At 67.6% G+C, this 12,626-nt stretch carries 15 protein-coding genes; 6 read left to right on the plus strand and 9 right to left on the minus strand.

Annotated features, from left to right (window positions below):
- Window positions 1-65: 65 nt before the first annotated feature.
- Window positions 66-1,394 (plus strand): GTPase HflX, encoded by a 1,329-nt coding sequence (gene hflX / locus OQF70_RS05435; RefSeq protein WP_280536326.1) that lies wholly within the window; start codon window positions 66-68, stop codon window positions 1,392-1,394.
- A 22-nt stretch (window positions 1,395-1,416) separates the two neighbouring features.
- Here the strand turns inward: hflX and OQF70_RS05440 are convergent, their stop codons facing one another.
- Both OQF70_RS05440 and OQF70_RS05445 read right to left on the minus strand, forming a co-directional pair.
- Window positions 1,417-1,932 carry a hypothetical protein gene (locus tag OQF70_RS05440; RefSeq protein WP_280536327.1) on the minus strand — a complete coding sequence of 172 codons (516 nt, stop codon included), beginning with the start codon at window positions 1,930-1,932 and terminating at the stop codon, window positions 1,417-1,419.
- Window positions 1,933-1,938: 6 nt separating this feature from the next.
- Window positions 1,939-3,669, minus strand: coding sequence for a solute carrier family 23 protein (locus tag OQF70_RS05445; protein WP_280536328.1), 1,731 nt, complete (start codon window positions 3,667-3,669; stop codon window positions 1,939-1,941).
- 106 nt (window positions 3,670-3,775) lie between these two features.
- On the opposite strand from OQF70_RS05445, the gene OQF70_RS05450 reads away from it, so the two are divergent.
- Both OQF70_RS05450 and OQF70_RS05455 read left to right on the plus strand, forming a co-directional pair.
- Window positions 3,776-4,342, plus strand: coding sequence for a thioredoxin family protein (locus tag OQF70_RS05450; protein ID WP_280536330.1), 567 nt, complete (start codon window positions 3,776-3,778; stop codon window positions 4,340-4,342).
- Window positions 4,343-4,476: 134 nt separating this feature from the next.
- Complete coding sequence (locus OQF70_RS05455) at window positions 4,477-5,133, plus strand: lactate utilization protein (RefSeq protein ID WP_280536331.1); 657 nt, start codon at window positions 4,477-4,479, stop codon at window positions 5,131-5,133.
- Between the two features lie 46 nt (window positions 5,134-5,179).
- Here OQF70_RS05455 and OQF70_RS05460 read toward each other — a convergent pair whose 3' ends face one another.
- Window positions 5,180-5,860: a helix-turn-helix domain-containing protein gene (locus OQF70_RS05460; RefSeq protein WP_280536332.1), complete on the minus strand. Its 681-nt coding sequence runs from the start codon at window positions 5,858-5,860 to the stop codon at window positions 5,180-5,182.
- 92 nt (window positions 5,861-5,952) lie between these two features.
- Here OQF70_RS05460 and OQF70_RS05465 point away from each other — a divergent pair, with 92 nt between their 5' ends.
- Complete coding sequence (locus OQF70_RS05465) at window positions 5,953-6,597, plus strand: isoprenylcysteine carboxylmethyltransferase family protein (protein ID WP_280536333.1); 645 nt, start codon at window positions 5,953-5,955, stop codon at window positions 6,595-6,597.
- An 8-nt stretch (window positions 6,598-6,605) separates the two neighbouring features.
- Here the strand turns inward: OQF70_RS05465 and OQF70_RS05470 are convergent, their stop codons facing one another.
- Window positions 6,606-7,046, minus strand: coding sequence for an RNA-binding protein (locus tag OQF70_RS05470; RefSeq protein WP_280536334.1), 441 nt, complete (start codon window positions 7,044-7,046; stop codon window positions 6,606-6,608).
- A 12-nt stretch (window positions 7,047-7,058) separates the two neighbouring features.
- Complete coding sequence (locus OQF70_RS05475; protein WP_280536335.1) at window positions 7,059-7,289, minus strand: DUF1918 domain-containing protein; 231 nt, start codon at window positions 7,287-7,289, stop codon at window positions 7,059-7,061.
- Between the two features lie 175 nt (window positions 7,290-7,464).
- On the opposite strand from OQF70_RS05475, the gene OQF70_RS05480 reads away from it, so the two are divergent.
- The gene (locus OQF70_RS05480; RefSeq protein ID WP_280536336.1) at window positions 7,465-7,698 is read left to right on the plus strand and encodes a hypothetical protein; all 234 of its coding nucleotides are present in this window, start codon (window positions 7,465-7,467) and stop codon (window positions 7,696-7,698) included.
- An 18-nt stretch (window positions 7,699-7,716) separates the two neighbouring features.
- Here the strand turns inward: OQF70_RS05480 and OQF70_RS05485 are convergent, their stop codons facing one another.
- The 3 genes from OQF70_RS05485 to cysS form a co-directional block, all read right to left on the minus strand.
- Complete coding sequence (locus OQF70_RS05485) at window positions 7,717-8,499, minus strand: CBS domain-containing protein (RefSeq protein WP_280536338.1); 783 nt, start codon at window positions 8,497-8,499, stop codon at window positions 7,717-7,719.
- Window positions 8,500-8,715: 216 nt separating this feature from the next.
- Entirely contained in the window at window positions 8,716-9,237 is a 522-nt protein-coding gene (locus tag OQF70_RS05490; protein ID WP_280536340.1) for a DUF2062 domain-containing protein, read from the minus strand.
- Window positions 9,238-9,344: 107 nt separating this feature from the next.
- Window positions 9,345-10,859, minus strand: coding sequence for a cysteine--tRNA ligase (cysS, locus tag OQF70_RS05495; protein WP_280536341.1), 1,515 nt, complete (start codon window positions 10,857-10,859; stop codon window positions 9,345-9,347).
- A gap of 123 nt (window positions 10,860-10,982) precedes the next feature.
- Here cysS and OQF70_RS05500 point away from each other — a divergent pair, with 123 nt between their 5' ends.
- A complete protein-coding gene (locus OQF70_RS05500) occupies window positions 10,983-12,248 on the plus strand; it encodes an MFS transporter (protein ID WP_280536342.1) in 1,266 nt (421 codons plus the stop codon).
- 80 nt (window positions 12,249-12,328) lie between these two features.
- Here the strand turns inward: OQF70_RS05500 and OQF70_RS05505 are convergent, their stop codons facing one another.
- Window positions 12,329-12,625, minus strand: a complete 297-nt coding sequence (locus OQF70_RS05505) for a DUF6360 family protein (RefSeq protein ID WP_280536344.1) — start codon at window positions 12,623-12,625, stop codon at window positions 12,329-12,331.
- Between the last annotated feature and the right edge of the window lies 1 nt (window position 12,626).

Genomic DNA, 12,626 nt, shown 5'->3' on the forward strand with positions numbered 1-12,626 from the left:
GTAGCCGAACTCGAAACAGTGCAGGGAGCACACCACGCCACGTCCGCGGTTCGCGGTCACGACCGATGAGCGGCGAGCAGTCGACGACCGACGGCCCAAGCCGGCGGGCGGTCGTCGCCAAACGCGTCGAGTCGGGCGACGGGGACCTCGAGGAGATCGAACAGCTCGCCAACGCCGTCGATTACGAGGTCGTCGGTCGGCTCACGCAGACGCGTGAGGAGGACGCCGCCTACATGTTCGGCGAGGGGAAGGTCGAGGAGCTGGCCGCGCTCGTCGTCGAGACCGACGCCGACTGCGTGATCGTCGACAACGACCTGGGCCCGTATCAGACGTTCAACATCGGCGGGAAGCTTCCCGACGACGTCGCGGTCGTCGATCGCTTCACGCTCATCCTCGAGATCTTCGGCGAGCGCGCACGGACCCGAAAGGCACAACTGCAGGTCGAACTGGCGGAACTGCGCTACGAGCTCCCGCGTGCGGAGGCCAAAGCCAGCCTCGCCAAGCGCGACGAGCGGCCCGGGTTCATGGGGCTCGGCGAGTACGACGAGAGCGTCGAGCGGGACATCAAACGCCGTATCTCGGACATCCGCGACGAGCTGGCGTCGATCGCCGAGAAGGAACAGACGCGCCGGGAAAAGCGTCGCGAATCCGGCTTCGACCTCGTCGCGCTGGCGGGATACACCAACGCCGGGAAGTCGACGCTGCTCCGGCAGCTCGCCGCCGACCTCGACGTCGCGGAGAACGCCGACCGCCACCCGGACCTCGAGACGACGGCGGAGTCGGAGGACATGCTCTTCACCACGCTCGGGACGACGACCCGACGGGCGCAGCTGGACACGCGGGAGGTCCTCCTCACCGACACCGTCGGGTTCGTCTCGGATCTCCCCCACTGGCTGGTGGAGTCGTTCGAGTCGACGCTGGATTCGGTCTATCGGGCCGATCTCGTCCTGCTCGTCGTCGACGCCAGCGAGCCGGTCAGAGAGATGCGCGAGAAACTGGTGACCTGTCACGACACGCTCCACGAGCGCAACGAGGCGCCGATCGTGACGGTCTTCAACAAGGCCGACCGCCTCGATGCGGAGGCGATCGCCGAGAAACGCGCCGCCCTCTCGGGGCTCGCGCCGAATCCCGTCGTCGTCTCCGCCCGCGAGGGCGAGGGGATCGCGACCCTCCGCGACCGCGTCGAGGACGAACTCCCCGACTGGAAACACGAGCGGCTGTTGCTCCCGATGACCGACGACACGATGAGCGTCGTCTCCTGGATCCACGACCACGGCCACGTCGAGGAGGAGTCCTACGGCGACGACCACGTCACCGTCGCGTTCGAGGCCAAGCCTGCGATCGTGTCACAGGCTCGCGCGAAGGCGGCCGACCTCTCGCCGATCGACGCGTGAACTGCTCCGACCGAACCGTGAACTACCCCGACCGAACCGACTCCAGCGACGCATCGACCGCAGCCAGAAACGCGTCTGGATCGACCGGATGGACGGTGACCGGTTTCGGGCGACCGTGGGTATGGATCCGAACGCGGCCGCGCCGCCGCCACGTGACGACCAGACTGCCCAGACCGACGACGACGAAGGCGGCGGCACCGAGCCGACTTCGGGAGATCGACGCCAGCCCGAACGCGACGATCCCGACTCCCAAAAGCAGCGTGAACCAGTCGGTCGATCGGTAGGTCACCTCCTCGATCGCCTGCAGGGGGATCGCGTGTCCATCGACAGTCCTGCGATCGTCGCTTGCGCCGTCGTCACCGACCCCATCGACGTCGCCGATCACGATCCGCCGGTCAGTCACGCAGAGTGTGCCGCCGAACCGATCGTCGCCACGGTAGCGAACCCGATCGTCGCCCGCGAGCGTCGCGGCCGAACGCACGTCACCCACGGGCGCGTCACCATCCACGTCGTCTCCGGTCGCGTTCGCGGCGCCCATCGGGGCCTACTCCGTGTAGCGCTCGAGGACGGTCTGGAACTCGTGTTCCTCCTCGGAGATCGCCTCCCACTGGTCGAGCCCACGTTCCTCGCGGGTGCCCGGAATCGTGTTGTCGAGCAGGAGGGCGACGATGCCGCCGACGGCCATCCCCGTTTGCCCGATGACGAAGACGGTGTCGGCGACGATCTGCGTGCCGAGGATCGGGCCGAGAACGGCGACCTGGCTCATTCCGTCACGGAAGGCTGTGACGCCCTCGAGGCCGCCGAAGTACGCCGGGATCGCGAGCCCGGCGAACAGCGCGAGGCCGATCGTGAAGACGTTTCGCTGGGCGTCGAGGTCAACGTACTTGAGGTTCGAAAGGCCGACCGCGGCGATCTGCCCGAACATCGCGATGAACAGGCCCCCGATGATCGGATCGGGGATGGTCACGATGAGTTGGCTGAACGGGCCGAAGAAGCCGACGACGAGCATCACGACCGCGCCGACCTGGACGACCTGTCGGGAGGCGACGCCGGTGATGCCGATCGCGCCGATGTTCTCGGAGTAGGACGTCGATCCGTTGCCGGTGCCCATCAGGCCGGCGAAGACGTTGCCGATGCCTTCCATCCCGATTCCGTGGTCGATCCGCTTCCGGGATGGGGCGCCGACACCCGCAAGCCGTGCCACGGCGAAGTAGTCGCCGTAGCTTTCGATCATCGAGGCGACCACGCCCGCGAACATCCCCACGATGTAGGCCGGCGTGAACGCCGGAACGCCCCACTGGAGCGGGGTGATCGAAAGCACGATCGGGGCATCGAGCGCCGCCGAGGGAGCGACGTACCCGACCTGGCCGGGGGCGTAGATACCCGCCACCGACAGCCCCACGGCGACCAGATATGCGGTCACGATCCCGAGGAGAACCGGAAACAGCCGTGCATAGCGACTGTAGGCGTCGAGATACTGTGAGAACCCGACGATACAGACGAGCGTGAGCCCGAGCAGCCACCAGTTCTGTTGGGGCATCACGATCTGTGGCGTGCTGAACAGCGACAGGCCGATGAGCGCGATCACCGGCGCGACGACGACCGGCGAGAGATACCGCTTGAGGCGGCCCATCAGCCCCGAGTAGCCGATCAGAACCTGTATCGCGGCGGCGGCGATGATCGCTCCTTGCAGCTCCCGCATCGCCAGATCGAAGGGGCCACCGACGGCACCCACGATCGTGAGGGCGGGCGCCAGCAGCGCGAAGGACGCCCCCTGCACGAGCGGGTAGCGGTTCCCGATCGTCGTCTGGAGGAGGGTCGCGACGCCCGAGACGACGAAGAACGTCCCGATGAGCGTCATCGCCTGTGTCTCGCTCGGCCCCATCGCGTTGATGAGCACGAGCGGGACCGCGATGTTCGCGCCGACCATCGTCAGGTAATGCTGGATCCCGAGGAAGAACGACTCCCCCGCGGGCGGTTTGTCCTCGATCCCGTACTCCACGAAGGAGGCGGCCTCGCGCTCGTTGGCCCGTCCGCCCTCGGGAGTGGCGCTCGTGCCGCCGTCCGCGGCGGCGCCGTCGTCGACCGTCGTCACGTCGTCGGTTGGGTCACTCATGTTGGTGGTCTCCTTGATATGGTGGTCGTGGTCTCCTGGCGTCGTCTCGCCCGTGATCCCCCGGGCAACCTGCACGTTGGTGTCGCCACGACCACCATAAAGACGACGACTCGTGACATCGACGACCAGTGGCATCTGGACCCACACGACCAGTGGCATCTGGAACCACACGACGTTGACACCGTGAACCGCACCGGTTGGACGAGCCGTGCTGGGAACTCGCCGGGACCCGGTCGCTTATCGGCCTCGCGGGCCAAGAACGGATATGGTCGCGATGGAATCCGACTCCGAGCTGGATCGTGGCGACGCCGCGCCCGCCTTCGATCTTCCGGGCGCCGACGGGGATCGATATCGGTTGGAGGACTTCGACGTCGACGCGCTGTTGATCGTGTTCACGTGTAACCACTGCCCGTACGCGCAGGCGAAATTCGATCCGCTGAACGCGATCGCCGACGATTACGACGACGTCGCCGTCGTGGGGATTAATCCGAACGACGACGCGGAGTACCCCGATGACTCCCTCGAGCAAATGCGGGAGCTCGTCGCCGACGGGACGATCGCCTACGACGCGTACCTCCGGGACGCGGACGGGTCGGTCGCGGACGCCTACGGCGCGGTCTGTACCCCCGACCCCTTCCTCTTTCGACGCGACGAGGCGGACGACGCCTGGCGGCTGGCCTACCACGGCCGACTCGACGACGCGCTCAATCCGGACGACGAACCCACCGAGTCGTACGCCCGGCAGGCGATCGACGAGATCCTCGCGGGTGAGGACGTCTCGATCCCCGATCGTCCCTCGCGCGGCTGTTCGATCAAGTGGCCCGAGGAGTAGCGCGATTCAGTCAGGGCTCGAGGCGTAGTGCCGTTCAGCCGGTGACGTGCGACGGCCAGTAACACCGGTGTCACCGGCTGATCCCGGCGTCCGCGCGTCGTTAAGTGGGTGGCGACGCTACGTGACACCACCCGATGTCACAGACCAAAGCCGACTACATCGACGACGCCGAGATCGACACATCGCTCGACACCCATCCCGACGAGGAGACCGTTTCCGAGGCGGTTTCGAACCTGGAGGCGAACGGGTTCGACGTCGTCGTGGTTGACTCCGCCGACGAGGCGCTCGAGACGATTCAGGACCGGATTCCCGCCGGCGCGTCGGTGATGAACGGCCACTCGACGACGCTCGAGGAGATCGGTTTCATGGAGTACCTCTCCGCGGGCGACCACGAGTGGGAGAGTCTGCCCGAGGAGATCCAGAGCATCGACGACGACGCAGCCCGGCAGACGGCCCGTCGGGAGGCGCAGACGGCCGACTACTTCCTCGGCGGCATCAACGCCGTCGCCGCCAGCGGCGAACTGGTCGCGGCCGACCAGTCAGGCAGCCGCATCGGCGCGTACCCCTTCGCCGCCGGAAACGTGCTCATCGTCAGCGGCGTGAACAAGGTCGTCCCAACGCTCGAGGACGCACTCGACCGGCTCGAGTCGGTCGCGTACCCGCTCGAGAACGAGCGTGCGAACGACGCCTACGGCGTCGGCTCCGCGATCGCCAAGCAGCTGATCTTCCGACGGGAGATGGCTGAGGGGCGAACCACCGTCGTGCTGGTGCGAGAGTCGCTCGGGTACTGATCGCGACGGCCGTTTGTCGTATCGCCTGCTTGCAGCCAGACTGTCGTTACGGATCGACGATCTGACCCATCACGGTTGCTTCGGCCTTTCTGAGGTGTTCCGCCGCCGTCCCCGTCGACACCCCGAGCTCGTCGGCGACGTCCGCCACCGTCCCAGCTCGTGGCGACTCGTAGTAGCCGTGTTCGACCGCGGCGGCGACGGCCGTGCGTTGTCGCTCCGTGAGCCGTCCCGTCGTGGGACCTTCGGTCGACGTCGCTGCGGGGTCAGCGTAGCGCTCGTAGGGACCGACCGATCGGACGGTCGCACGCATTCCCTCAGGCAGGTCCTCGACGGCGGCGGCTACGTCCGTCGCGGTTCCCACGATCGTGAGATCGGTCGTGCCGTCGGAGTTGAATCGGACCGGCGGAACGACGACCAGCGTTCCCCGTGCGAACGCGGCGATGTAGTCCTCGTCGGTCGCGGTCGCCTCGTCGCGGACACAGCAGTGGAACACGCCGTTCCGTGCCGGGGTGATCGCGTAGTCGATCGTCGATTTGCGGGCTCCAAGCCTCGCCCTGAATGGGTCGGGATCGCCGACGACCCGGAAGACGAAGGCGTTCGTTCCGTCAAGCAGCGCGTTCCAGTGTCGAAGTTCGGCACGCTCGATCCGGTCGTGATCCATCTCGAAGGCGTGCATCGGGTGACGCGTTCCCGGGTCGTGGTGGATCCGAACGCGGGCGTATCGCATATTCGATCCCGCGTCCCCGATCTATATATAAATAGTCGCCGCAGCTGTGAGGCAGTACTCTCGCCCGTCGGGCGCGTCACGATCGACCGTGTATGACGCTATTGGACCTCGGAATGACGCCGACTGCGCTCGGGTTCGGGACCGGCCTCGTGTCGGCCCTGGGCGTCTACGTGATCGTGCTCGCTTCGTTGCTGACCGACCGGGAGTGGTGGCCGCCGGGCGACCGTACGCCGGCGTACTACTGCCACTGGACGTTCGTCACGGTCTTCGACGTGTCGTTCGTCGCCACCGCCGTCCTCGAGTGGGGGACGTGGGGACTGCCTCGCCTCGTGACGGTCACGGGCGGCGTGCTCGCGCTCTGTGGGACCGCCATCTTCGTGTGGGGCGCTCGAACGATGCGCTCGGCGGAGACGATGGGTGTCACCGGCGATCTCTATACGGACGGTCCGTACGGGTACACGCGAAACCCGCAGTACGTCGGGATGATCGTCGGCGTGACGGGATTCGCTGTGGCCGCGGACGCGGCGCTTGTTGCGGTGCTCGCCGCGGTACACGTCGGGTGGGTGCTCCTCCTGCCGCGGGCGGAGGAACCGCACCTGCGTGCCGCCTTCGGCGAGGCGTACGACCGCTACGTCGATCGCGTTCCGCGGTTCCTCGGCGTCCGAACGGTCCGCCGCATAACGGAAGACGGCGAGAATGAGAGTACACCCGGAGAGACGACGGTCAATGGACGGTGACAGAGCGCTCAGACGCCGTCGTCGCGGTGTCGTTCGAGCAGCTCGCGGGCGTTCTCGACGGCCGCCTCCCGTTTCGCCGGATAGGCCTCGACCTTTCCGCGGAGGGTGATCCCGTCGCCGAGCCGGACGTCGTCGCGGAACGCCGCCTGTTTGTCCAGCCGGAGGAACAGCGAGCAGTTCTCGTCGACGCGCTCGCCGAGTTCGTCGATCACCCGGTCGATGGCCTCGAGGTCCGCGAGGCGATCGAGCACGTGCCGCATCTCGTCGGCCGTTTCGACCCGGGCGGACAGCACCACGATCCGGTCGCCGTGATGACCGACGTTCTCGACGCGGTCGATCGCCGTGTCCTCGGGGAGAAACGTCTCGAGCGCCGCCGTGACACGCTTCTCGTCCTCGGTGGCGTAACAGAACGTCCGGAGCTCGACGTAATGAAGCGGGACCCGGGCCATCGTGGCGTCGCGTTACTCCTCGTCGGCGTTTTCGGCGGCGTCGGCGTCGTCCTCGGGAGCCGCCTCGTCGGCCGCCTCGAGCGCGTCCGCCGGAACGCCGGTCTCCTGGCCGTCCTCGAAGCTCACGGTGTAGGTGGCGTCGCCGAACATCGTGTCCATCTTCTGGGTGATCGTGCCGACCTCGCCGTCGTATTCGCTGTGTTTGTCCGACAGCACGACGGTGTCGTCCTTCTCGAAACTCATACGACCACGTTAAAAGGGCGCGCCTAAAAGGACGTGGATCCGTCGTCGGTCGGTTCGTTAGTGTCGGCGTTGCTGCCGGTTGCCGTCGATCGGCGGCGGTCGACGAACGATGCCGCCGGTCCACGCCGCGATCGTGACCGCGTCCTTTTAGCTCGTCCCGCGCCGTCGGTGAGGTATGAGTTGGCGCGTTCGCCGCGACCGGGACGGCATCACCGAGTGGGAACGATCGGACGGCCTCGCCTCGATCCGCAAACGCGACCGCGGCGACGACGAGGGCTACGTCGTCCGCGTCGATCGGCTCGAACAGGCGCCGGAGGGGCGGACGTATCGGCGCGAGTCGGTCGCCGACGAGGCGGCCGCGGACGAACTGGTCGACGACTGGCGCGAGGCGTTCGACCGGCCGAGCTGAAACGGCGTCGTTCGACCGCTACTGTAGCCGCTCGGTCGTCTCGACGAGCGGATGGCGGGCGTAATCGACGACCTCGATGTCGGACAGCGAGTCGAGCCCCTCCTCGCTGGCGGTCTCGGCCATCCCGAGTTCGACCGGTTCGTCGAGAACGACCACGTAGGCGTCCATCTCCGTCAGGCCGATCGACTCGGCGGCCATCACACGGTGGTGGCCGTCGGCGAGGTAGAGCTCCCCGTCGTTGTCGATGACCACGAGCGGCTCGGCGAGCCCGTTCTCGAGCTCGTACTCCCGCCCCTCGAGCTCGTCCGCGTACACCCGCACCTGCGTCGGCGTGAGTCGGTCGAGCTGGACGGTTCGTCGCTCCTCCTCGACGCCGACGCCATGGATCTGTTCGAGCGTCCGCATCAGCTTCCCGACCTTCTGGGGCGTGGCCCGCTCGATCTGCGACCGGACGACGTCCGTGTTCGAGATGATGCCAACGAGATTGCCGGCGTCGTCGACGACCGGCAGCTTCTGGATCCCCGACCGGAGGATCACGCGGGCGACGTCGGTGATCTTCATATCGGGGTGCGAGACCACCAGGTCCTCGGTCATCACGGTGAATATCTGGGCCTCCTCATCGGCCAACAGGAGGTCCCGAGCCGAGACGAACCCCTGCACCGTTCGCCCCTCGGTGACCGGAAAGCCGTTGTGTCCGTCGGAATCGATGATCCGTTGTGCGACCTCCGCGACCGTGTCGTCGGGCGCGACGGTCTTGACGTCGCGCGTCATGTACTCGCCGACGGTGGGCTTACCGCTCATCGTCGGCCGTATGCGCGGCGAGTTTAAAAGGCTACGCCGACGCGACCGAGATGGAACCGTCCCGTGTCGATCGAACTGGGGATTGCCGCGCCGGGAGCACTCGACGTCGGAGTAGGGGGCTGCTGAGGAGGCGGACGAAGGGGATGCCCCCGACGACGCCTCCGGCCCGGACCGATCGTCGACGTCGATGACCGACGCCGAACGAGCGATGGTCGTTCACTCGGGGTCGGCCTCGGGGGCGACGACGGACTCGATCTCCTCGACGATCGCGACGTCGCGGGCGCGGTAGGCCTCGACGAGCCGGAAGCAGATCACGTAGCTCGGCACGATCGTCGCGACCGAGAGGATCACGTTCCCCACGAGCAGCCGGACCGCGATCTCGCGACCGGCCGAAGACGAGAGCGCGGCGACGCCGATGGTCCCGACATTGGCGCCCTCGATCGGGCCGAGCACGATGACGCCGATCGCGAAGCTAACGACGTAGACCCCGGATTTGACGAGGGGATTGACGAGCAGCACGGCGGCGACGAACGCGAGCTTGCTGACCCCGTCGAACAGCCACACGAGGAGGGCGAACAGGAGGAGCCCGACGCCGAGCGTTGGCAGCATCGTGACGAACACGCCGAACGAAAAGCTGCCGGCGATCTCCCGCGGCGTGTGCGTCTCGGCGAACGCGTCGTGGAGCCCCGACCGGATCCGGTGCGTCCACGCGCCCGTTCGTGATCGGATCGAGAGCATTCCCGTTCGTCCCGGATAGGGCATCCGTGAGAAAGTAGTTGTCGGGCGGTTCGATCGCGGCTTACCGTTGGAGACGCCGACAGTCGCTCAAGCCCCGACTCCCGACGTCACTCGAACCGATAGGTCGGTCCCTCGGGACCGTCCTCGACGACGACGCCGACGTCCTCGAGCGCGTCGCGCAGTTCGTCCGCCCGCTCGTACTCGCCCGCCTCGCGGGCCGCCTCGCGGAGGTCGAGGACGAGGTCCACGAGGTCGTCCGCCAGCGTGACCTCGCCGTCCCCGACACCGGGACCGGCGGCGTCGAACCGGAGCCCCAGAACGTCCTCACCCAACTCCTCGAACGTTTCGACGGCTCGCCGGAGGCCGCGGTAGTCGTATTCGGGGCCGCCAGCTGACGTCTCCGCCGCCGCGTCGTCGAGATGGCGGTTGACAGCGTCGGTGAGCGCCAACAGCGCGGCGGTCGCCTCCCGGACGTTGAGGTCGTCGTTCATCGCGGCCGCGAAGTCGTCCCGTGCCGTCTCGACCGCCGATCGGAGGGACTCATCGGCCGCCTTCGTGTGGGCGTCGACGGAGTCGACGGCGTCGACCGCCCGGTCGTAGGTGCGCGAGAGTCGGTCCCATCGCTCCTCGGCCTCGGCGATCGTCTCGTCGGTGAGCGCCTGCTCGGACCGATAGGCCGCCCCGGCGTAGAACGTCCGGAGGACGTTGACGCCGAGCTCCTCAAGGGCGTCGGGCACGGTCCAGAAGTTGCCGATCGAGGAGGACATCTTCTCGCCCTCCATCGAGAGCAGCCCGGCGTGGAGCCAGTAGCGGGCGAACGTCTCGCCGGTGGCCGCCTCCGACTGGGCGATCTCGTTCTCGTGATGGGGGAAGACGAGGTCCCGACCGCCCATATGGACGTCCAGGGTGTCGCCGAGGTGGGTCATCGACATCGCGGAACACTCGACGTGCCAGCCCGGACGCCCCTCGCCCCAGGGGGAGTTCCAGGTTTCCCCGTCCGGAAGGGCGCCGTCGTGGTCGTGTTTCCGGTGTTCCTCGACGGCGGCCTCGCTCACGCCGCCGGCCTTCCAGAGGGCGAAATCGGCCGGGTGCCGCTTCTCGGAGCGCTCGTCGGGCTCGCCCTGTGCCTCGAGTTCGGCGACCTCCTGGTTCGAGAGCGCGCCGTAGTTCTCGAAGGCGGTGACGTCGAAGTAGACCGAGCCGTTCGACTCGTAGGCGTACCCCGCCTCGACGATCGACTCGACGAGGTCGATGATCTCGGGGATATGCCCGGAGACGCGGGGATACACCTCGGCGCGACGCAGGTTGAGCCCGCGCATCGCCTCGAAGATCTCGGCGGTGAACGTCTCGGCGACGTCGGGCTCGGCGTGCCAGTCCTCGCGTTCGCCGACTCTGGCGGTGATCTTCTCGTTGACGTCGGTGACGTTCTCGACGTGGCGGACGTCGTAGCCGAGGTGATCGAGCCACCGATGGAGAACGTCGGCGTGGACCCACAGCCGAGCGTGACCGAGGTGCGGGTCGTCCGAGACGGTCAACCCGCAGACGTACAGCGATACCTCGTCGCCGTCGGCCGTGAACGCCACGCGCTCGTCCCGCAGGGTATCCGTCACGGAGAGGGTCATCACGCCGTGGTTTCGGTGGCGAGCCTTTGAACGCGTCGATCGGTACAGTTCCGTGTTCGGGGGAACCGGAACCCACCGCCCCGACCACAACGCTTTCGCGGGCGCTCGCAGTAACCCGATACCGTGACCGAACCGAGTACGGACGGACCACACGGTGGATCCACCGAGGCAGTCGATCCGAGCGACGGTCCGATTCCTGATGGCCAGGTCCCCGACGGTCCGGTCCCCGACGGCCGCCGAAGCTGGATCGTGGCGATCGCCGGCGCGGTCGGGATGGTGTTCACCTTCGGAACGGCCTTCTCCTACGGCGTCTTCCGGGCCCCCGTCAGCACGACGTTCGGGGTCGATCCGGTCGCGCTCTCGACGGTCTTCTCCGCGATGCTGTTCACGTTCTTCATCGGATCCGGGATCGTGGGCATCTTCGCGGCCCGGTTGCCGGCTCGGGGTGTCCTCCTGGCGTGTTCGGTCGTGACCGGGCTGCTCGCGCCCTCGCTGTACGTCGTCGACTCCCTGGCGGGACTGCTCGTGGTGTTCGCGACGATGGGGCTGGCCGGGGGGACGACGTTCGTCCTCGTGGCGTCGATCGTCCCGCGCTGGTTCCGACGGCATCGCGGCGCCGCCACGGGGCTCGTCTTCGTCGGGAACGGCGTCGGGTTGACCATTCTGCCGCCGGCGTGGGAGTACGCCTTCTCGACCGTCGGCGTTCGTGAGGGGTTTCTCTGGCTGATGGGCGTGACCGCGGTCGCGTTCGCGTGTACGGGCGCGGTCTGCCGACGACCGGAGTGGGCCGAGACCTCGGGGTCCTCCCTCGGGGAACTCGTCGTGTGGCTCCGTGGTCTCGTCGGGACGCGGATGTTTCAGCTGCTCGTGGTCGGGATCGGGCTCTCGTTCGCGTGGTATCAGCTGTTCGCCGCCTACGCGATCGACCTGTTCGCCGCCCGCGGACTGGCCGGCGGGACGGCGTCTGCGGCCTTCGGGCTCGTCGGTGGCGTCAGCATCGCCTCCCGGATCGGCGGCGGATACGTCGCGGACCGCATCGGGTCCAGGCTGGCCTTCATCGGGTCGTTGAGCTGTGTGATCGTCGGCCTCGGAGCGCTGCTCGTCCCGTCGAGTTCCACGCTCGCCCTCGGTATCTTCCTGGTCGGTCTCGGGTCCGGCGGCGGCGCAACGCTGTACGTGCCGCTGTTGATGGAGGTGTACTCCCCCGAGCGGGACACGGCGATCATCGGGGTGTTCAACCTCTCGCCCGGGGTCAGCGCGATCGCGATGCCGCCGCTCGGCGCTGCGACGATCGCATACACGGACGGATACACGACCGCCATCGTCGTGACGATCGTGATCACCGTTCTCGGCGTCGGGTTGACCGCGTTGGCGACCAGGTCCGACTGATCGGGATGGGACGGCAGAGAGGGTGCGACGGCAGAGGGGATGGGACGGCAGAGGGAGTGGGACGAGGGGACCGTGGCCGATCACGACCCCGGTTCGTCGACGCGATCGGCGGCGTCGGTCAGTTCGCCAGCGAGGTGGCGGGCCTGGTCCCCGGACAGCGTCACCCGGTCGACGTGGGCGGGGAGCTCGGTCAGATCGGTGTTGTCGAGCTCCAGTTCGACCGTGACGTGGTCGGGGGTCTCGTTCTCCGGTGGGATCGTCGGCGTCGTCACGTCGAGCACTGCCTCGGCGTCCTCCGCGAAGTCGTGGCCGGCCGCGGTCGCCTCAAGCAGCGGGAAGGTCGTGGACGCGGTGATCCGGATGAGTCGGTCGGGCATC

The organism is Halopenitus sp. POP-27, assembly GCF_029889855.1.
GTDB classification, from domain to species: domain Archaea; phylum Halobacteriota; class Halobacteria; order Halobacteriales; family Haloferacaceae; genus Halopenitus; species Halopenitus malekzadehii.

Excerpts from the sequence above, each read along its gene's own strand:
- OQF70_RS05490 (WP_280536340.1), bottom strand. The coding sequence starts at position 9,237 with ATGCTCTCGATCCGATCACGAACGGGCGCGTGGACGCACCGGATCCGG.
- OQF70_RS05470 (WP_280536334.1), bottom strand. The coding sequence starts at position 7,046 with ATGGCCCGGGTCCCGCTTCATTACGTCGAGCTCCGGACGTTCTGTTAC.
- OQF70_RS05450 (WP_280536330.1), top strand. The coding sequence starts at position 3,776 with ATGGTCGCGATGGAATCCGACTCCGAGCTGGATCGTGGCGACGCCGCG.
- OQF70_RS05485 (WP_280536338.1), bottom strand. The coding sequence starts at position 8,499 with ATGAGCGGTAAGCCCACCGTCGGCGAGTACATGACGCGCGACGTCAAG.
- OQF70_RS05465 (WP_280536333.1), top strand. The coding sequence starts at position 5,953 with ATGACGCTATTGGACCTCGGAATGACGCCGACTGCGCTCGGGTTCGGG.
- OQF70_RS05440 (WP_280536327.1), bottom strand. The coding sequence starts at position 1,932 with ATGGGCGCCGCGAACGCGACCGGAGACGACGTGGATGGTGACGCGCCC.
- OQF70_RS05480 (WP_280536336.1), top strand. The coding sequence starts at position 7,465 with ATGAGTTGGCGCGTTCGCCGCGACCGGGACGGCATCACCGAGTGGGAA.
- OQF70_RS05505 (WP_280536344.1), bottom strand. The coding sequence starts at position 12,625 with ATGCCCGACCGACTCATCCGGATCACCGCGTCCACGACCTTCCCGCTG.
- OQF70_RS05460 (WP_280536332.1), bottom strand. The coding sequence starts at position 5,860 with ATGCGATACGCCCGCGTTCGGATCCACCACGACCCGGGAACGCGTCAC.
- OQF70_RS05445 (WP_280536328.1), bottom strand. The coding sequence starts at position 3,669 with ATGCCACTGGTCGTGTGGGTCCAGATGCCACTGGTCGTCGATGTCACG.
- OQF70_RS05455 (WP_280536331.1), top strand. The coding sequence starts at position 4,477 with ATGTCACAGACCAAAGCCGACTACATCGACGACGCCGAGATCGACACA.
- cysS (WP_280536341.1), bottom strand. The coding sequence starts at position 10,859 with ATGACCCTCTCCGTGACGGATACCCTGCGGGACGAGCGCGTGGCGTTC.
- OQF70_RS05475 (WP_280536335.1), bottom strand. The coding sequence starts at position 7,289 with ATGAGTTTCGAGAAGGACGACACCGTCGTGCTGTCGGACAAACACAGC.
- hflX (WP_280536326.1), top strand. The coding sequence starts at position 66 with ATGAGCGGCGAGCAGTCGACGACCGACGGCCCAAGCCGGCGGGCGGTC.